Raw genomic sequence first — 17,100 nt, forward strand, 5'->3', positions numbered from 1 at the left:
ATCCACCCAGCCTGCATCGGGCCCCGTCCGCACGCATCCGGAGCCGTGCCCGGCACCGGTCAGGGGCCGGGACGGGCGGGAGGTGCTACGCGCAGTCGAGGTCCCGCAGGATGCGCTCGCACAGCTCGTGCGTCTGAAGGGCGTCGCGCGCGCTCAGCAGCTTTCCGGCCCCTACGGCGTCCAGGAAGGACACCACGCTCTGCTCGATGCCGCGCTGGCGGGCCACCGGCACCCAGTCACCGCGCCGCCGCAGGCTCGGCCGGCCCTTGTGGTCGATGACCTCGGCCAGGTTGACGACCTCGCGCTTGGAGTCCTGGCCCGACACCTCGAGCCGTTCCTCGGTCGAACCGCTGAGCCGGTTCATGGCGCCGATGGCGGTGAAGCCGTCGCCGGACAGCTGAAGCACGACATGGTGCATCAGACCGTCGCGGACGCTGCCGCGCACCACGGTGCTCTCCACGGGTCCGGGCACCAGGAAGCGCAGCGTGTCGACCACGTGGATGAAGTCGTCGAGGACCATGGCCCGGGGCTCCTCGGGGAGCCCGACCCGGTTCTTCTGCATGAGGATCAGGTCGCGCGGGTGCTCGGCGCACTGCGCGTAGCCGGGTGCCACCCGGCGGTTGAAGCCGACGGCGAGAGTGACACCGCGTGCCTCGGCGAGCTCCACCAGGCGCTCGGACTCGGCGAGCTCGTAGGCGAGCGGCTTGTCGACGTAGGTGGGGACGCCGGCTTCGAGCAGCCGGCCGGTGATCTCCGGGTGCACAGCGGTCGGGGCGTGCACGAACGCGGCGTCCAGTCCCTGGGCGAGCAGCGAGTCCAGGTCGGTGTGGCACTGCGCGGCCGGAATGCGATGGGCTGCGGCGACGGAGGCCAGGGTGGCGGGGGTGCGGGTCTGCAGATGCAGTTCGACCCCCGGCAGGGTGGTGAGTACCGGCAGATACGCCTTCTGCGCGATGTCGCCGAGCCCGATGCAGCCGACCTTCACAGGGTCTCCTTCTCGCTGTTCATCGCCGGACGTCGCGGTCCTCCCCGGTCGGGGTCCACCGCTGGTTCGCCGGCGCGTCTTTCGTCCGGGCAGCATACGTGTGGTGCGGCGGCCGCCGGTCGGCGATGCCGTCGACCGTGCGCAGGACGAGTCCCGGTCCGGTCCGGGCCGGGAGGCGGCGGACTTCGCGAAGTCGCGTACGGCGACCGGCCGGGGCGGAGGCCGGCCGCATCAGCCGGCCGGCCTGAGCGGCCTTGCGGACGACGGCGGTGGTCCTCGGCAGCCGGTCGGCGGTGGCGCTGCCCGCCCCGCGCCCGGGCCCCCGCCCGGTGCCACGTGGTGACGGGCGCGGCCGCCACGGATCGGCGACACGCACGGCGCTGAGCTGACCGGGGTCACTCGTGCGGGCCAATCCGTGCTCCCCTGCTCACTCAATGAGCTCTCCGCACCCCAGAGTTGATCAGGTGCATCGAACCAGAACCATCGTGAGACTCCTGGCCGGCGTGGCCGTGACGGCCCTGTCCGGGTGTGTGTCCGTACAGCCGCAGCCGAGTGCGCCCGCGCATCCGGGGAGCAGCCGGCCGGCGCAGGACCTGGCCCCGCAGATCGGCCGGCCCCCGGTACGCGACACCCTGGAGGCGCTGCCGGACCCGAAGCCGTCGCCCTCGGCCGCCCGCCGGGCCGCTGCGGCGCCACCGGCGGCGGGGCGTGCCGCACCGCAGGCCCCGCAGCAGCACCGCCCCGGCCCGGCGCACCCACAGCCACGCCGGGCGGCGCCTCCCGCCCCCGTTCCGGTTCTGCCGAAACCCGTCACCGGGGCGGACGTGTGCGCGCTCGGGCGGGGATACGGGCACTGGCCGGCGGGCAGCCCGCAGTCGCGGATCTGCGACGACGCCTACGGCCGCTGACGCGGCGGCCCGCCGCGAGGACGGCCGGCGGGCCGCTTCGCACACTCCCGTACCGCCGTGCGGCTCACGACGCGCAGCCGGCCGGCGGCGCGGCTCACGACGCGCAGCCGGCCGGCGGCGCGGCTCACGACGCGCAGCCGGCCTGCGGTCAGAGCTCCCTCAGCCGAAGTTCCAGACGCCCGATGGCGGCCCGGACGCCTCCTCCGTACCCGTCGTCCGCCCCGTCGTCCGCGAGGACACCCGAGGCCTCCCGCGCCCGGTCCAGATGGATCCGGGCGGCGGCGGGACGTTGGAGCTTGATGTAGTCGGCCGCGAGGTTGAGGTGCAGTGAGGGATAGAAGGCACGTACCGCGAGCGCATCCCGGTGTTCCGCCAGGCGCTCACCGGTCAGTGCCTGAGCGGCGGTGAGCGCCCTCAGATCCCAGGCCAGTTCGTCCCCAGGGTCGTCCTGGGTGTCGGCCATGTAGTGCGCGAGGGTGCAACGGTGCAGCGCGTCACCGTCCTCGCCGATCTCCGCCCAGAGCACGCCGAAGCGGTTGCGGGCCTCCTCCCGGTCACCGCCGTGGAGCAGCATGATCGCCTGGCCGATTCTGGTCATGACGACGTCCGGCGACGCCTCCTGCTGCTCCGTCACTGCGGTCTCCCTCGCACCTGTCCACCCTCGCCCGGCCGAATTCGGCTCACTCCGGCCGGTCCCGGACGGATCCCGGCATTCCCTGCCTAGATCTGTCCCGTTCCGTCCGGTTGCGGCCGGTTCGACGCTAGCCGCCGCGGCGGCTGATCGCACTCAGGCTCGGGCGCGGCATCAGCCCAGGTCGGGGATGCGCCAGTCGATGGGCTGGTGTCCCTGTGCGACGACGGCCTCATTGATCTGGGTGAACGGGTGCGAACCGAAGAACTTCTTCGCCGAGAGCGGCGAGGGATGCGCCCCCTTCACCACCACATGGCGCTCCTCGTCGATCAGCGGGAGCTTCTTCTGAGCGTAGTTGCCCCAGAGCACGAAGACCGCCGGGTCGGGGCGCGAGGCGACCGCGCGGATCACGGCGTCCGTGACCTTCTCCCAGCCCTTGCCCTTGTGCGAGTTGGCCTCGCCCGCGCGCACCGTCAGCACCGCGTTGAGGAGGAGCACCCCCTGCTCGGCCCACGGCATCAGGTAACCGTTGTCAGGGATGGGCAGGCCGAGCTCCTGGTTCATCTCCTTGTAGATGTTGCGCAGGGAGGGCGGCGTCTTCACGCCGGGCCGCACGGAGAAGCACAGGCCGTGCCCCTGGCCCTCGCCGTGATACGGGTCCTGGCCGAGGATCAGGACCTTCACCTTGTCGTACGGAGTCGCCTCCAGAGCCGCGAACACCTGCTCCCGGGGCGGATAGACCGGCCCGTCGGCCCGCTCCTTCTCCACGAATTCGGTGAGCTCCCCGAAGTAGGGCTTCTCCAGCTCTTCGCCGAGGACGCCGCGCCAGGACTCGGGCAGCGGGTAGGTGTCGGTCACGTCAACAACCTCCGGTATGCAATCAGTTCTTGACTCAGAACCTACCGGTGACCACTGACAACGGGCTCCGGGAGCCCGGTGACAAGGCCCCGGGAGCCCGGTGGCAGGACGTCGGCCGCTACCAGCTGGCCTTGCGGTACAGCTCCCACATCTGCATGACGGTCTGCGGGTCCAGTGCCCGCTCGCCGCCGCCGATGTCCTCGCCCGCCGCGACATACAGCTTGCCCTGCCACAGCGGCAGCATCCGTACGTCATCGACCAGGATCTCCTGGGCCCGTTCGAACTCCTGGCTCACCGCACCCCGGTTGCTCTCCTTGCGGGACTGGGGAAGCAGCTGCTTCGTGATCTCGTCCTTGATGTACGGCCTGCCCGTGACGCTCTCCTTGCCCACGAACGGGGCGATGAAGTTGTCGGGGTCCGGGAAGTCCGGGAACCACCCGCGCCCGAAGACGGGGTACTCCCCCTTGTTGAATCCCTCCTGGAACGTCTTCCACGGCCTGCTCTTCAGGGTGATCCTGAACAGCCCGGAAGCCTCCAGCTGGCGCTTGAGCTCAGCGAACTCGGGCGCCGTCGAGGACCCGTACCGGTCGGTCGTGAACCAGAACGTCATCGGGACCGGCTTGGTGATGCCCGCGTCGGTGAGGATCTTCTTCGCCTTGGGCACGCTCGGGTTGCCGAACGTGTCGAAGAAGCTGGTCGTGTGCGCGGCGATGCCCTTGGGCACCATGGAGTAGAGCGGCTCGGCCGTGCCCTGGTAGACCTTGGCCACCAGCGCGTCGCGGTCCACGAGCTGGGCTATCGCCCGCCGGACGGCAGGATTCCCGGCCGCCGGGTCGTCCGGGTTGAAGACCAGGAAGCGGATGTCGGCGCCGACCGACTCGACGATCTGGAGATCGCTTTCCTTGTCGTTGTTGTCCTCCAGGGCGACGACCTCCTCGGCGGACAGTCCGCGGTAGGTGGCGTCGATGTCGCCCTTCTTGAGGGCGGGGACCAGGGACGAGGAGTTCTTGAAGTACCGGATGGTCACGGCGTCGTTCTTGCGCTTGGCGAAACCCTTGTAGTCGGGGTTCTTCACCAGCTCGGACCGGTCCCCCTGCTTGTACGCGTCCAGCAGGTAGGGACCGGATCCGGTGACCTTGCCGTCGGTGCGGATCTTGTCCTTGGAGTAGGCGCTCGGCGCCACCAGCGACATGGCCGGTGTGGCCAGCACGAACGGGAAGGTCGCGTCCGGCTTCGTCAGGTGGAAGATGACGATGTCGTCGCCCTTGGTCTCCACCCGGTCGAGCGAGCCGAGCATCCCGATGGGGCCGCCCTTGACCGCGATCGACCTGATCCGGTCGATGGAGTACTTCACGGCTTCGGCGTCGAGCTTGTCCCCGTTGGAGAACTTCAGGCCCTCGCGGAGCTCGCAGCGGTAGGCGGTGCTGGTCATGTCGGTGAACCGGCAGTTGTCCGCGGCGTCGGGCTCGGGAGCCGTACTGCCGGTGGGGAAACTGACCAGGGTCTGGAACACATTGCGCATCAGCTCCCAGGAGTTGTCCCACGCCGCCGCCGGGTCGAGGGTCGAGGGCTCACTGGTCGTCCCGACGGCGAGCTTCTGGTCCACGTCCGAATCGCCGCCGGGCAGGAGACCGCAGCCGGCCAGCAAAGACAGGGAAGCAAGGGCTGCAGCAGCCTGCAGACTGGCCCGGTAGAACACGTGCACGCTCCTCGATCAGCCATGGGTCGGCAGACCATACCGCAGCGCCCCACCGGGTCAATCCGCAGGCCCGGCGGGGCACTTGAGTCAATCATGGCCAAATCGGCCCAGGCTGTTCTCAGCTCACGCCGGCATTCAGGAAAATCCCGCCGTCGACCACCAGCGTCTGCCCGGTGATCCAGTCGGACTGGCTGGACGTGAGGAAGGCCGCGGCGCCGCCGATGTCCTCCGGCACGCCGAGACGGCCCAGCGGGTAGGCAGCGGCCGCCTCGGCCTCGCGGCCCTCGTACAGCGCCTGGGCGAACTTGGTCTTCACGACCGCGGGAGCGATCGAATTGACCCGGACCACCGGCGCGAACTCGTGCGCCAGCTGAAGGGTCAGGTTGACCATGGCCGCCTTGCTCATGCCGTACGCACCGATGAAGGGCGAGGCGGAGACACCGGCGACGGAGGCGATGTTGACGATCGCCCCGCCGTTCTCCTTCTGCCAGGCCTTCCAGGTCTGCTGGGCGAAGCCGAGCGCCGAGATCACGTTCGTCTCGAAGACCTTGCGGGCGACATTGAGGTCGAGCTCGGCGATCGGCCCGAAGACCGGGTTCGTACCCGCGTTGTTGACCAGGAAGTCGACCCGCCCGAACGCCTCCATGGTGCGCTCGACGGCCGCCGCCTGGTGCGCCTCGTCGTGCGCCTTGCCGGCGACGTGGATGACGCGGTCGGAACCGAGCGCCTCGACTGCCTCCTTCAGTGCGTCCTCGCCGCGTCCGGTGATGCACACCCGGTCGCCGCGGGCGACGAGAGCCTCCGCGATGCCGTAGCCGATGCCCCGGCTGGCGCCGGTGATCAGCGCGACCTTGCCACTGTCCTGAACAGTCATGATGTCCGCAGCCCTTCGGGTCAGTTGAGCGGTCCGCCGGCGACGTACATGACCTGGCCGGAGACGAAGCCCGCGTCGTCGCCCGAGAAGAAGGCGATGGCGTTGGCGATGTCCTCGGGGAAGCCGACGCGCTGCACCGGGATCTGGGTGGCGGCGGCGGCCTGGAACTCCTCGAAGCCCATGCCGACACGGGCCGCGGTCTGCGCGGTCATCTCGGTGACGATGAAGCCGGGCGCGACGGCGTTGGCGGTGATGCCGAACTTGCCGAGCTCCTTGGCGAGGGTCTTGGTGAAGCCCTGGAGGCCCGCCTTGACCGCGGCGTAGTTGGCCTGGCCGCGGTTGCCGAGGGCCGAGGAGGAGGACAGCGAGACGATCCGGCCGAACTTCGCGTCCACCATGTGCTTCTGGACGGCCTTGGCCATCAGGAACGCGCCCTTGAGGTGCACGTTCATCACGATGTCCCAGTCGGACTCGCTCATCTTGAAGAGCAGGTTGTCGCGGAGCACACCCGCGTTGTTCACGAGGATCGTCGGGGCGCCGAGCTCGGCGGCGACCCGCGCGACGGCGGCTTCCACCTGAGCGCTGTCCGACACGTCACAGCCGACGGCGAGGGCCCGTCCCCCGGCAGCGGTGATCTTCTCGACCGTGTCCTTGCAGGCCGCCTCGTCGAGGTCGAGTACGGCGACGGCGCGGCCCTCGGCCGCCAGGCGTACCGCGGTGGCGGCACCGATGCCCCGTGCCGCTCCCGTCACGATGGCTACGCGCTGCTCGGTGGTGGACATGCTTGGTTCTCCTCGCCCTTGGATCGCGGCTCAGCGGACGTCAGGACGTTCCCTGCGAGAACGACCCGATAACTGAGCAACCGCTTAGTACCTTCAGCAGACGAGACGCTAGAAGCCCTGGCACCCGGTGTCAACGGCCCACGGGCCCAGCGGCGCATGTCACACCGGACGGCGCCGCCGCCGCGCGGTGCGCGGGCGGCGGCGCGGGGTCCCGATCAGCGCACCAGCAGGTCGAGCAGCCGTTCGACCTCGGCGGCCGGATCGGTGGTGAGGCCGCTGTGCACGGGGCTCGGCTGGATGACGGTCGAGCGCGGCGCGATCAGCCAGCGGAAGCGCCGTCCGGCGTCGTCACCGGCCGCCTGGCCCGCGTCCGTACCGCCCCGGCAGATGCCCTCCACGGCGTAGAGCGCGGCCCGCACCCCCGTCACGTCGGCGGCCGGGTCCAAGGCCCTGAGTTTGCCCTCGTCGAGCTCGGTTCGGGCGGCGACGAAACCCTTGGCTCGGCAGTAGACCACCACGCCGGCGTTGAAGAACTCGCCGCGCTGCACCCGTGGCACCACGCGCAGCAGGGCGTACTCGAAGACATCGCGCTTGCTCACAGCCGGCCGCCCTTGTCACTGTTCTCGTTGTCGTGCCGCGGGGCCAGGCGTTCGATGAGCCAGCCCGGGGCCTGGGAGGGCTTGGACGCCGTCGGTGCGTCCAGGACGATCCGTTCGTGAATGGTGGCGGCGCGCGGCAGCAGCGCGTCCACGTACGCACGGCGCAGCTGGTCCGTCGAGCCGAAGCCGGGCTCGTCCACCAGCCACTCGTCGGGGACGTCGGCCGCGACCTGAGTGAGCAGTTCCTCGGTGACCAGCGGGGCGAGCTCGGCGGCGGCCGCCGCGATGTCGGGCCCGAAGGGCGCCAGCGCGTGGTCGGAGGCGTTGTACGGCTTGGCGGCGGACGCCTGGACGCCCGGCCAGTTGTGGTGCCAGATCATGGTGGCGCCGTGGTCGATGAGCCACAGGTCGCCGTGCCAGATCAGCATGTTCGGGTTGCGCCAGGAGCGGTCGACGTTGTTGATCAGCGCATCGAACCAGACGACGCGGCCGGCCTCGGCCGGGTCGACCCGGTAGGCGAGCGAGTCGAATCCGAGGGAACCGGGCAGGAAGTCCATCCCGAGGTTGAGGCCACCGCTGGCCTTGAGCAGCTCCTGCACCTCCTGGTCGGGCTCGGCGAGGCCGATGACCGGGTCCAGCTGGATCTGTACGAGATCGGGGACACGCAGCCCCAGCCGCCGCCCGAGCTGTCCGCAGATCACCTCCGCGACCAGCGTCTTGCGGCCCTGTCCGGCCCCGGTGAACTTCATGACGTACGTGCCGAGGTCGTCGGCCTCGACGATCCCCGGCAGCGAGCCGCCCTCACGCAGGGGAGTTACATAGCGGGTCGCCGCCACCTCTGTAAGCACTTTTCCCAGGCCACCCATCTCTTCAGCCTTGCAATCCACGATCGATGCCAGAGGGGAGCAGTAGCGGAATCCGCCCGCCGACGGCCCTGGGGAGAATCCGGGGAGTTCCGCACGGCACGCAGCTCCCCTGCTTCCCGATGAGCCCGTCGGCGGCAGTACGCCCCCGGCTCCCGGCCTCCGGCATGAAGTGAGCATAGTAACCGAGGGTGATCGCGAGCGAGGAGTGCCCGAGCCGAGCGGGCGGGGCTGCGCCCGGTACGGCGGCAGGGCCCCGGTACGGCGGCAGGGCCCCGGTACGGCGGCAGGGCCCGGACCGCGCGTCGCGGTCCGGGCCCTGCCCCGTGCGGTGCCGCCCTGCGGCGGCCGTGCGTCAGCTCTGTGCGGTGTCGTCGTCCGTCTGCCCGGCGCCCTCGGCCGCCTGTGCCTTCTCGCGCATCTTGCGCACCAGCTCCGCCTTCTGGTCGGCTGCACCCTGACGGTCGAGGTTGCGGTGCGGACCGTTGTTCTGCCGCTCGGCGCGGGACAGCCGCTTGCGCTGGCCGCCGCCCATGCCCACGGGGTTGTTGATGTTCTTGCTCACGGTCACGGGTTCTCCCGGTAATGATGTGAAGTGATCTAGGGATTCATCGGTGAGGGACGGGCGGCGACGTTGGAAGGACGTCAGCAGCGGCCCATCACGCTCTCACTCGTAAATCGGCGTCTGGAAGAACATGACAAAGACGTTACCCGGTTCCGTCGGCCCCGCATACCAACCTTTTCGCCGCCCCGGCATCGGCCGGCCTCCGGCGAGCACCCGGGGTCAGCCGATTCCTCCCGGGAACCTCGAGAAAGCCAAGCCGGTACCGGAGGCCGTTTTGAGTCAGTACTACGACATGGGTGACCAGACCCTGTGGAACCCGTCCAACGGGGTCTCCCGGCTGTTCATGAGCCAGGTGAGCGTCTACCAGGCGGAACTGGGTCTGCCGTCCGGCATCGGACCCATGCGGGCTGACGAGTGCCAGATCGACGCCCTCGTGTTCAAAGCGTTCGTCGACGCCCTGCTCGCGTGGCACCGGAGAACAGGCCACGCTGTCATGGCTGCCCTGTCCGAGGGGTTCGTTGCCACGGTGCTGGTCCTGGCGGAGAGGGCAGTCCTCGACGTGACGTGGCAGCCGACAGGCTTCACCGAGGCCGGCGGCCTCAGCGATGTTCAGGTCCCGACGGCCCCGGATTCGTGCGAAACGGCTCGGGCAGCCGGCCTCCGGCGGAAGTCACGCGAGCTGGGCCGCCTCATGGCGGTCTGAATCGTGGCCTGCCGGCACGGCGAAGGGCTCGGAACAGGGCACGAAGCACGGGTGCCTCACGGCCGAGGAACATGCCCACCGGCCGGTTCGGTCTCGCCGGGGTCGGCTAGTCTGCGATCCGCTCCGGGTTCACGGAGCGGGAGTACTGCCTGTGCCACCGGCCGCATCCGTACGTGGTGCGCCGTGTTGCAGTCACGGCGGCTGTCGCGGTGGGCGGCAATCGAGAACGGGGTGGGGATGTCCAGACACCGGCTGTCCAAGAAGGGCCGATACATCGCCTGGGCAACGGCGGGTGCCGTCGTCGCAGCGGGTGCCGGGGTCGCGGCTCAGACGTCGATGGCGGCGACGGCGTGGCCTGCGCAGAAGACCTACACCGGACGGGCATTCGACGCCTGCACGGCGCCTTCGCTCGCGGCGATGAAGGCTTGGCGCACGGGGTTCTACGGTGCGGCCGCGGTCTACATCGGTGGCAGGAACCGCGGTTGCGCCCAGCCGAACCTGACCGCGTCCTGGGTGAAGTCGGTCAACTCCAGTGGCTGGAAGCTGATCCCGATCTACGTAGGTGCCCAGCCGCCCTGCCAGAAGAGCGCGAGCCCGGAGAAGTTCACCGCCTCGACAGCCGTATCCCTCGGCGCCGCCAATGCCAAGGACGCGGTCGCCAAGGCATCGGCGCTCGGCATGAAGGCCGGCAGCCCGGTCTACCTCGACATGGAGCCGTACGACATCACCGACAAGGCGTGCAACGACGCCGTGCTGGCCTACGTCCGCTCCTTCACCAAGACGCTGCGGGCGAAGACCTACCGCGGCGGCTTCTACGGCTTCAGCAGCTCCAGCGCGAAGGCCATCGCCACGGCCACGGACAGGACCGACCTGCCGGGAAACCTCTGGTACGCGATGTGGGACAAGAAGAACACGACCACAACGGACTGGCCATGGGGCGCGAAGCAGTTCACCGGCCACAGCCGCGGCCACCAGTACATGGTCAACAGCAAGGAGTCCCGCGGCGGCTACACGATCACCGTCGACCGTGACGCCTGGGACGCCCCGGTAGCCATCGTCGGGTGAGCCGGCTCGCGATCCCCGAGATCCGCATCCTCAGGTGCGGCCGGCCCGGCCGCACCGATGCCTGACACGGGCCCTGCCGGAAGGACTCCGGCAGGGCCCGTCGGCCCCCTGGGCCTTCGCTACAGGACGCCGGGGTCCGTGAGGGTCTCGGCGGCCGCTCGCCTACCTGCCTCGGCGGGGCCTGATGCGCTCCGGCGTCGTGCGATGCCGGAGCGCGGGAATCAGCTGTCGAAGCCGAGGCCGAGGCGGTCCAGCGTCCGGAGCCACAGGTTGCGGCGGCCGCCGTCGAGGTCGGCGCGGGCCATCGCCCACTTGGTGACGCCGACGCCCACCGAGCGGATCGGCTCGGGCGGGAACGGGAGCGGCTTGCGGCGGACGAGTTCCAGCGAGGTGCGCTCGGTGCGTGCGCCGTCGAGGAGGTCGAGCATGACCTCCGCGCCGAAGCGGGTCGCGCCGACTCCGAGTCCGGTGAAGCCGGCGGCATAGGCGACCTTGCCATGATGGCTGGTGTCGAAGAAGACGCAGAAGCGGGTGCTCATGTCGATGGCTCCGCCCCAGGTGTGGCTGAAGCGCACCCCGTCCAGCTGGGGGAACGTCGTGAAGAAGTGGCGCGCGAGGGTCTCGAAGGTCTCGCGCCGCTGGTCGTGCTCGGGACGTACCTTCCCGTTGTAGTGGTAGACCGCGTCGTAGCCGCCCCACAGGATCCGGTTGTCGGCGGAGAGCCGTACGTAGTGGAACTGGTTGTTCATGTCCGCGAAGCCCTGGCGGTTGCGCCACCCGACGGAGGCGAGCTGTTCCTCGCCGAGCGGCTCCGTCATGAGCGCGTAGTCGTAGACGGGAATGGTGTACGGGCGGTGGCGGCGCAGCAGTGAGGGGTACGCGTTGGTGGCGAGGGCGACCTTGCGGGCGGTGATCCGGCCGTAGGGGGTGCGGACGGCGATCGCCGGGCCCTGCTCGTCGAGCGACAGCGCGGGGGTGTGCTCGTGGAAGCGGACCCCGAGATCGGTGCAGACCTTCTTGAGGCCCCAGGCGAGACGGGCCGGGTTGACCATGGCCACGTCGTCCTTGTGCCACAGTCCGCCGAGGAAGGTCGGGGAGTCGATCTCGGCACGTACGGCGTCGGCGTCGAGGAGGACGGACGTGCCCCCGTAGCGGGCGACGGCCTCGGCCTCCTCCTGGAGTTCGGCGACCTGATGGGGCTGGGTGGCGACGACGAGAGAGCCGGTGCGCTCCCAGTCGCAGTCGACACCGTGGCGCAGGAGGGTGTCCTCCATGGCCTGGAGATTCTCGCGGCCGAGCCGTTCGAGCAGCCCGATCTCACCCGGCCACCGGGAGAGGCCGTTGGCCAGGCCGTGGGTGAGGCTCGACTCGCAGAATCCGCCGTTGCGTCCGGAGGCGGCGCCGCCGGCCTCGTCGGCCTCGATGAGGACCACGTCGAGCGAGGGGTCGCGTTCCTTGGCGATGAGGGCGGTCCAGAGGCCGGTGTATCCGCCGCCGACGACGAGGAGGTCGCAGGTGAGGTCGCCGGTCGGCGCGGGGGCGGCTTGCGGCTTCGCGGGATCGTCGAGCCAGAACGGTACCGGTTCGGCGTCCCGGAGAGAGGCGAGTGGGTCCATGACGGCGTGCTCCTTGGAATCGCGGAGATGTGGCCTCCGTATCCGTCATGAGACATACCGGGAACCCGTAAGGTCAACGGTGTTGACATAACGCGCGTGGCCCTGCCGCGCGGACCCGCGGCAGGCCCCCGTCAGGCGGGAGGCGCGTCCTCCCAGCGGTCCAGGATGTCCGCGGCGATCCGCCCGGCCTCCGGCTCGAAGCGGGCCGCGAGTTCACGGAAGAGCGCTTCGGCGCCGCCCGCCGGCCACTGCGGGGGGAGGTGCTCGGCCGGCAGGTGGGGGTCGCCGCGCACGACGTCGAGCCAGTCCGTGTGCAGCAGGAGCTGGCGGCCGAGGTCGTCCTGGGCCGCGGCCGCCCCGGCGCCGCCGCCCCAGCTGTCCAGGAAGTCGCGGTACCCCTCGGCGATGGCGTCGACATCGAAGGCGGTCCGGAGCAGGTCGCCGGCCCCGGTGGGCGCGGCGGCCTCGCCGTGGAAGCCCCTGATACGGTCCCCCAGCCCCAGCTCCGCGGCGATGGGGGCGATGTCGACGCGGCCCGGAGCGACCCACAGACCGCTCTGGAGCGGGCCGAACCCGGCCCAGACGAGCCGGGAACGCAGATCGTGGCGCTCCCGGCGCCACGACTCGGGCAGCGAGAATCCGACCAGGGTCCAGGTGCCGTCCCAGTCGCGGTTGACCGCGCCGGTGCGCCAGATGCGCTCCTGCCCGTCGGCGAGGACGACCGCGGCGCGTTCGGTGAGCGAGAAGTACATCCTGCGCCCGCGCCGGTGCCGCGCGAGCAGACCGCGGCCCACCATGCGCGTGAGGGTGGAGCGGACCGCGTCCTCCCCCACCCCGACGCGGGCGAAGGCGTCGATGACGCTCGCCGAGGAGAGCGCGGCGTTCGTGCCGAGGACGTGGATGCCGAAGAAGCTCAGCATCAGGGACTGGGGCCTGGGCGGGGCGCCGCGGTCGGTCGCGGGCTTCGGCGCGTGGGCGGGGTCGGGACGGGTCACCAGGACAGCGTAGGGGTGGAAGTGCCCGCCGGTAGGCAACATTCGGCTACTTCTTGACCGTCGACAGAAAAATGCCTAGCTTTGCGCCAACGCCCGTCCCTCAGGGAAAGGAACCCGCTCATGGACCTCACCGACAAGGTCGCCGTCGTCACGGGCAGCGGCCGTGGTCTCGGCCTCGCCTACGCGCAGTCCCTCGCCGCCGCCGGCGCCGCCGTCGTCATCAACGACGTGGACCCCGCGGCGGCGGGAACCGCGGTGGAGCTGATCACCGAGGCCGGCGGCCGGGCAGTCGCCGAAGTCGTGCCGGTCGGCACCACCGAGGCCGCCGAGGCCCTGGTCGCCCGCGCCGTCGACGCCTTCGGCCGCCTCGACGTCATGGTCACCAACGCCGGCGTCCTGCGGGACAAGGTCCTGTGGAAGATGACCGACGAGGACTTCGACACCGTCGTCCAGGTGCACCTGCGCGGGACGTTCACCTGCGGGCGCGCCGCCGCCGCGCGGATGCGCGAGCAGGGCGAGGGCGGCCGCATCATCGTCGCCGGCTCCCCCGCCGGCCAGCGCGGCAACTTCGGCCAGACCAACTACGCCGCCGCCAAGGCCGGCATCGCCGCGATGGTCCGCACCTGGGCGATGGAGCTGGCCCGCGCCGGGATCACCGCGAACGCCGTGATCCCGGTCGCCGCGACCGCCATGACGAAGACCATTCCCGCCTTCGCCCCGCACATCGAGGCGCTGGAGCAGCACGGCACACCGTTCCCGGACGCCCTGCGCAAGGGCGAGGGATTCGGCACCGCCGACGATGTCGCGGGCCTGGTCACCTTCCTCGCCTCGGATGCCTCGGCCGAGGTCACCGGGCAGTGCATCGGCATCGGCGGGGACAGGCTCGCCCTCTGGTCGCACCCCCGGGAGATCTCGGTGGCGTTCGCCGAGGGAGGCTGGAGCGCCGACGCGATCGCCGACGCCTGGCCGGTCTCGGTCGGACGTGTCCCGGAGACCTTCGGCATCCCCGCCCCCCGGCTGTGAGGAGCACGACCGTGCTGAACCTCGACGAACTCGTCGCGATCGACTTCCACACGCACGCCGAGGTCTCCGCCAAGGGCGGCTCCTCGCTCTCGGCCGAGCTGGACAGTGCCGCCGGCGCCTACTTCAAGGCGGAGCACCGCCATCCCACCCTGCCCGAGATCGCCGCGCACTACCGGGAACGGAAGATGGCCTGCGTCGTCTTCACCGTGGACGCGGAGTCGGCGACCGGCACCCCGCCGGTACCGAACGAGGAGATCGCCGAGGCGGCTCTGGAGAACCCGGACGTCATCATCCCGTTCGCCGGGGTCGACCCGTACAAGGGCAAGGCGGCGGTCCGTCAGATCCACCGTCTGGTGTCGGAGTTCGGCGTCAAGGGGTTCAAGTTCCACCCGAGCATCCAGGCGTTCCACCCCAACGACCGGATGGCCTACCCGTTGTACGAGGCCATCGAGGACGCCGGCGCCATCGCGCTCTTCCACACCGGCCAGACCGGCATCGGCGCGGGCGCTCCCGGCGGTGGCGGCATCCGGCTGAAGTACTCCAACCCGATGGACGTGGACGACGTGGCCGCCGACTTCCCCGGCATGCGCATCGTCCTCGCCCATCCGTCCTTCCCCTGGCAGGACGAGGCGCTGGCGGTGGCCACCCACAAGCCGCAGGTCTACATCGACCTGTCCGGCTGGTCGCCGAAGTACTTCCCGCCGCAGCTGGTCAAGTACGCCAACAGCCTGCTTCAGGACAAGGTCCTGTTCGGCTCCGACTATCCGATGCTCTCGCCGGACCGCTGGCTGGCCGACTTCGCAGGACTGCCGGTCAAGGACTCGGTGCGCCCGAAGATCCTCAAGGAGAACGCGGCCGCACTGCTCGGCCTGACCGACCGCTGAGGGATGGTTTCCATGCGTAATCAGGGCATCGGCTCCTGGGTCGTGCGACGCAACCGCAGAACTCCGCGGCGCACCGCTCTCCTTCACGAGGGCCGCGCCGTCACCTATGCCGAACTCCATGAGCGCTCCACGCGGCTCGCGCACGCCCTGCGGACGGCGGGCGTGCGCCGCGGGGACCGGGTGGCCTTCCTCGGACCGAACCATCCGGCCTATCTGGAGACTCTCTTCGCCTCGGGCCTGCTCGGGGCGGCGTTCGTGCCGCTCAACACCCGTCTCGCCCTACCGGAGTTGCTGCACCAGACGCAGGACTCGGGGTGCCGGGTCCTGGTGCACGCCCGGCAGTCCGGGGACCGGGTCCGGGCGCTGGCCGAAGGATCCGGGATCGGCACCGTGATCGCTGTCGAGGAGGGCCCGGGGCAGTCGTACGAGGAACTGCTCGCCGGGGCCGGCACCGAGCCGCTGGACGAGGAGGTGGGTCATGAGGACGTCTGTCTCATCATGTACACCTCGGGAACCACCGGGCGTTCCAAGGGTGCGGTCCTCACGCACGGGAACATCGTCTGGAACAGCCTCAACGTCCTGGTCGACACCGATCTCGCCGGCGATGAAGTGGCCCTCGTCGGGGCGCCGCTGTTCCATACCGCGGCCCTCAACATGAGCTGTCTGCCGACGCTCCTCAAGGGCGGCACGGTGGTTCTGGAGTCCTCCTTCGACGCGGCCCGCAGCCTGGAACTGATCGAACAGCACGGCGTCACCTGCATGTTCGGTGTCCCGACGATGTACGACTCGATGGTGTCGGCGCCCGGCTGGGCGACGGCGGACCTGTCCAGTCTGCGGAACCTGCTGTGCGGAGGAGCCCCGGTCCCCTCGCGCACGGCCCGCGCCTGTCTGGACCGGGGGCTCGCCTTCGTCCAGGGCTACGGCATGACGGAGACCTCCCCGGGCGCCCTCGTGCTCGGGCGGGCGGACTCGCTCGAGCATGCCGGTTCGGCGGGAGTGCCGCACTTCTTCACGGACGTCGAGATCCTCCTGCCCTCGGGCGGGAGTGCGCCGCCCGGCGAGAAGGGTGAGGTCGTCGTCGCCGGCCCCAACGTGACGCCCGGCTACTGGAATCTGCCGGAGGCGACCGCAGCGGCCTTCCTCGACGGGGGCCGGTTCCGCTCGGGCGATGTGGCGACCGTCGACGCGGACGGCTACGTCACCCTCGTCGACCGGCTCAAGGACATGATCATCTCGGGCGGCGAGAACATCTACCCGGCCGAGGTCGAGGACGTTCTGCTCAGCCACCCGGCGGTGGCCGAGGCGGCCGTCATCGGCGTGCCCGACCCCAAGTGGGGCGAGGTGGGGCGCGCCGTCGTCGTGATCCGCGGCGACGCGAGCGTCACGGCGGACGAGCTCATCGCCCATATGCGGGACCGGCTCGCCCGCTACAAGGTCCCGCGGTCAGTGGTCCTGGCCGCCGAACTGCCCCGCAACGCCACCGGAAAGCTCCTCAAGGCGCCGATCCGGGCGCGCTACGGCTCCGGCTGACCCTCCCCGTCATCCCCCTCTCACACCAAGGAGTTCCCATGTCCCTCACCGTGCACGGCATCGATGAGATCAAGGCCCTGGACGGCGCCGACCTCGGCCACAGTTCCTGGCTGGAGATCGCCCAGGACCGGGTCGCCACCTTCGCCGACGCGACCGACGACCACCAGTGGATCCACGTGGACGTGGAACGCGCCAAGGAGGGCCCGTTCGGCGGCACCATCGCCCACGGCTACCTGACCCTCGCGCTCCTCATCCCGATGTGGAGCGAGCTGCTCCACGTGGAGGGCGTGTCGATGGCCGTCAACTACGGCTTGAACAAGGTCCGTTTCCCCTCCCCCGTACGCGTCGGCTCGAAGATCCGCACGCACGGCCGCATCGCCTCGGTCGCGGACGTCAGGGGCGGTGTCGAGGTGGCCGTCGACCTGACCGTGGAGATCGACGGCCAGGACAAGCCGGCGTGCGTCGCCCAGGCGCTGTACCGCTTCTACGCCTGATCACCACAGATCCGCGGGGGCCCGCC

Annotated in this window: 19 protein-coding genes; 7 read left to right on the forward strand and 12 right to left on the reverse strand. The window is 70.4% G+C overall.

The annotated features are described in order from the left end of the window. Positions 1–85: 85 nt before the first annotated feature. Positions 86–985 (reverse strand): Gfo/Idh/MocA family protein, encoded by a 900-nt coding sequence (locus OG782_RS04795; RefSeq protein ID WP_406448138.1) that lies wholly within the window; start codon positions 983–985, stop codon positions 86–88. A gap of 19 nt (positions 986–1,004) precedes the next feature. Then, on the reverse strand, positions 1,005–1,397 hold the full coding sequence (locus OG782_RS04800; protein WP_406448139.1) for a hypothetical protein: 393 nt from the start codon (positions 1,395–1,397) through the stop codon (positions 1,005–1,007). Between the two features lie 73 nt (positions 1,398–1,470). Between OG782_RS04800 and OG782_RS04805 the strand changes: the two genes are divergently transcribed. Then, on the forward strand, positions 1,471–1,893 hold the full coding sequence (locus OG782_RS04805) for a hypothetical protein (protein ID WP_406458852.1): 423 nt from the start codon (positions 1,471–1,473) through the stop codon (positions 1,891–1,893). Positions 1,894–2,041: 148 nt separating this feature from the next. On the opposite strand, the gene OG782_RS04810 is transcribed toward OG782_RS04805, so the two are convergent. From OG782_RS04810 to OG782_RS04845, 8 genes are all read right to left on the reverse strand, one after another. Further along, complete coding sequence (locus tag OG782_RS04810; protein ID WP_406448140.1) at positions 2,042–2,527, reverse strand: hypothetical protein; 486 nt, start codon at positions 2,525–2,527, stop codon at positions 2,042–2,044. A gap of 171 nt (positions 2,528–2,698) precedes the next feature. Further along, complete coding sequence (locus tag OG782_RS04815) at positions 2,699–3,382, reverse strand: uracil-DNA glycosylase (RefSeq protein WP_406448141.1); 684 nt, start codon at positions 3,380–3,382, stop codon at positions 2,699–2,701. Between the two features lie 118 nt (positions 3,383–3,500). Continuing rightward, complete coding sequence (locus OG782_RS04820; RefSeq protein ID WP_406448142.1) at positions 3,501–5,081, reverse strand: ABC transporter substrate-binding protein; 1,581 nt, start codon at positions 5,079–5,081, stop codon at positions 3,501–3,503. 118 nt (positions 5,082–5,199) lie between these two features. Beyond that, positions 5,200–5,955, reverse strand: coding sequence for an SDR family oxidoreductase (locus tag OG782_RS04825; protein WP_406448143.1), 756 nt, complete (start codon positions 5,953–5,955; stop codon positions 5,200–5,202). 20 nt (positions 5,956–5,975) lie between these two features. Further along, positions 5,976–6,737, reverse strand: coding sequence for a 3-oxoacyl-ACP reductase FabG (gene fabG / locus OG782_RS04830; protein ID WP_136326319.1), 762 nt, complete (start codon positions 6,735–6,737; stop codon positions 5,976–5,978). A gap of 215 nt (positions 6,738–6,952) precedes the next feature. Next, positions 6,953–7,336 (reverse strand): DUF3037 domain-containing protein, encoded by a 384-nt coding sequence (locus tag OG782_RS04835; protein WP_406448144.1) that lies wholly within the window; start codon positions 7,334–7,336, stop codon positions 6,953–6,955. Next, positions 7,333–8,184, reverse strand: a complete 852-nt coding sequence (locus OG782_RS04840) for a HipA family kinase (RefSeq protein WP_406448145.1) — start codon at positions 8,182–8,184, stop codon at positions 7,333–7,335. The genes OG782_RS04835 and OG782_RS04840 overlap by 4 nt, the downstream gene beginning before the upstream one ends. Before the next feature lie 370 nt (positions 8,185–8,554). Next, complete coding sequence (locus OG782_RS04845; RefSeq protein WP_406448146.1) at positions 8,555–8,770, reverse strand: DUF6243 family protein; 216 nt, start codon at positions 8,768–8,770, stop codon at positions 8,555–8,557. 124 nt (positions 8,771–8,894) lie between these two features. Between OG782_RS04845 and OG782_RS04850 the strand changes: the two genes are divergently transcribed. Beyond that, complete coding sequence (locus OG782_RS04850; RefSeq protein ID WP_406448147.1) at positions 8,895–9,467, forward strand: DUF6086 family protein; 573 nt, start codon at positions 8,895–8,897, stop codon at positions 9,465–9,467. Positions 9,468–9,704: 237 nt separating this feature from the next. Beyond that, on the forward strand, positions 9,705–10,532 hold the full coding sequence (locus OG782_RS04855; RefSeq protein WP_406448148.1) for a glycoside hydrolase domain-containing protein: 828 nt from the start codon (positions 9,705–9,707) through the stop codon (positions 10,530–10,532). Positions 10,533–10,753: 221 nt separating this feature from the next. Here OG782_RS04855 and OG782_RS04860 read toward each other — a convergent pair whose 3' ends face one another. Then, positions 10,754–12,148 carry an NAD(P)/FAD-dependent oxidoreductase gene (locus OG782_RS04860; protein WP_406448149.1) on the reverse strand — a complete coding sequence of 465 codons (1,395 nt, stop codon included), beginning with the start codon at positions 12,146–12,148 and terminating at the stop codon, positions 10,754–10,756. Between the two features lie 131 nt (positions 12,149–12,279). After that, positions 12,280–13,143 carry a PaaX family transcriptional regulator C-terminal domain-containing protein gene (locus OG782_RS04865; RefSeq protein WP_406448150.1) on the reverse strand — a complete coding sequence of 288 codons (864 nt, stop codon included), beginning with the start codon at positions 13,141–13,143 and terminating at the stop codon, positions 12,280–12,282. 120 nt (positions 13,144–13,263) lie between these two features. On the opposite strand from OG782_RS04865, the gene OG782_RS04870 reads away from it, so the two are divergent. From OG782_RS04870 to OG782_RS04885, 4 genes are read left to right on the forward strand one after another with little or no spacing between them, the layout of a single operon-like run. Beyond that, the gene (locus OG782_RS04870; protein WP_406448151.1) at positions 13,264–14,166 is read left to right on the forward strand and encodes an SDR family NAD(P)-dependent oxidoreductase; all 903 of its coding nucleotides are present in this window, start codon (positions 13,264–13,266) and stop codon (positions 14,164–14,166) included. Between the two features lie 14 nt (positions 14,167–14,180). Then, positions 14,181–15,050, forward strand: coding sequence for an amidohydrolase family protein (locus OG782_RS04875; protein ID WP_406458854.1), 870 nt, complete (start codon positions 14,181–14,183; stop codon positions 15,048–15,050). A 12-nt stretch (positions 15,051–15,062) separates the two neighbouring features. Continuing rightward, positions 15,063–16,580: an acyl-CoA synthetase gene (locus OG782_RS04880; RefSeq protein WP_406448152.1), complete on the forward strand. Its 1,518-nt coding sequence runs from the start codon at positions 15,063–15,065 to the stop codon at positions 16,578–16,580. A gap of 38 nt (positions 16,581–16,618) precedes the next feature. Further along, the gene (locus tag OG782_RS04885) at positions 16,619–17,074 is read left to right on the forward strand and encodes a MaoC family dehydratase (RefSeq protein WP_406448153.1); all 456 of its coding nucleotides are present in this window, start codon (positions 16,619–16,621) and stop codon (positions 17,072–17,074) included. Positions 17,075–17,100 lie beyond the last annotated feature (26 nt).

Origin of the sequence: Streptomyces sp. NBC_00876 (assembly GCF_045207435.1) — a bacterium.
Taxonomy (GTDB): domain Bacteria; phylum Actinomycetota; class Actinomycetes; order Streptomycetales; family Streptomycetaceae; genus Streptomyces.

Excerpts from the sequence above, each read along its gene's own strand:
- OG782_RS04825 (WP_406448143.1), bottom strand. The coding sequence starts at position 5,955 with ATGACTGTTCAGGACAGTGGCAAGGTCGCGCTGATCACCGGCGCCAGC.
- fabG (WP_136326319.1), bottom strand. The coding sequence starts at position 6,737 with ATGTCCACCACCGAGCAGCGCGTAGCCATCGTGACGGGAGCGGCACGG.
- OG782_RS04850 (WP_406448147.1), top strand. The coding sequence starts at position 8,895 with ATGACAAAGACGTTACCCGGTTCCGTCGGCCCCGCATACCAACCTTTT.
- OG782_RS04855 (WP_406448148.1), top strand. The coding sequence starts at position 9,705 with ATGTCCAGACACCGGCTGTCCAAGAAGGGCCGATACATCGCCTGGGCA.
- OG782_RS04860 (WP_406448149.1), bottom strand. The coding sequence starts at position 12,148 with ATGGACCCACTCGCCTCTCTCCGGGACGCCGAACCGGTACCGTTCTGG.
- OG782_RS04870 (WP_406448151.1), top strand. The coding sequence starts at position 13,264 with ATGGACCTCACCGACAAGGTCGCCGTCGTCACGGGCAGCGGCCGTGGT.
- OG782_RS04880 (WP_406448152.1), top strand. The coding sequence starts at position 15,063 with ATGCGTAATCAGGGCATCGGCTCCTGGGTCGTGCGACGCAACCGCAGA.
- OG782_RS04885 (WP_406448153.1), top strand. The coding sequence starts at position 16,619 with ATGTCCCTCACCGTGCACGGCATCGATGAGATCAAGGCCCTGGACGGC.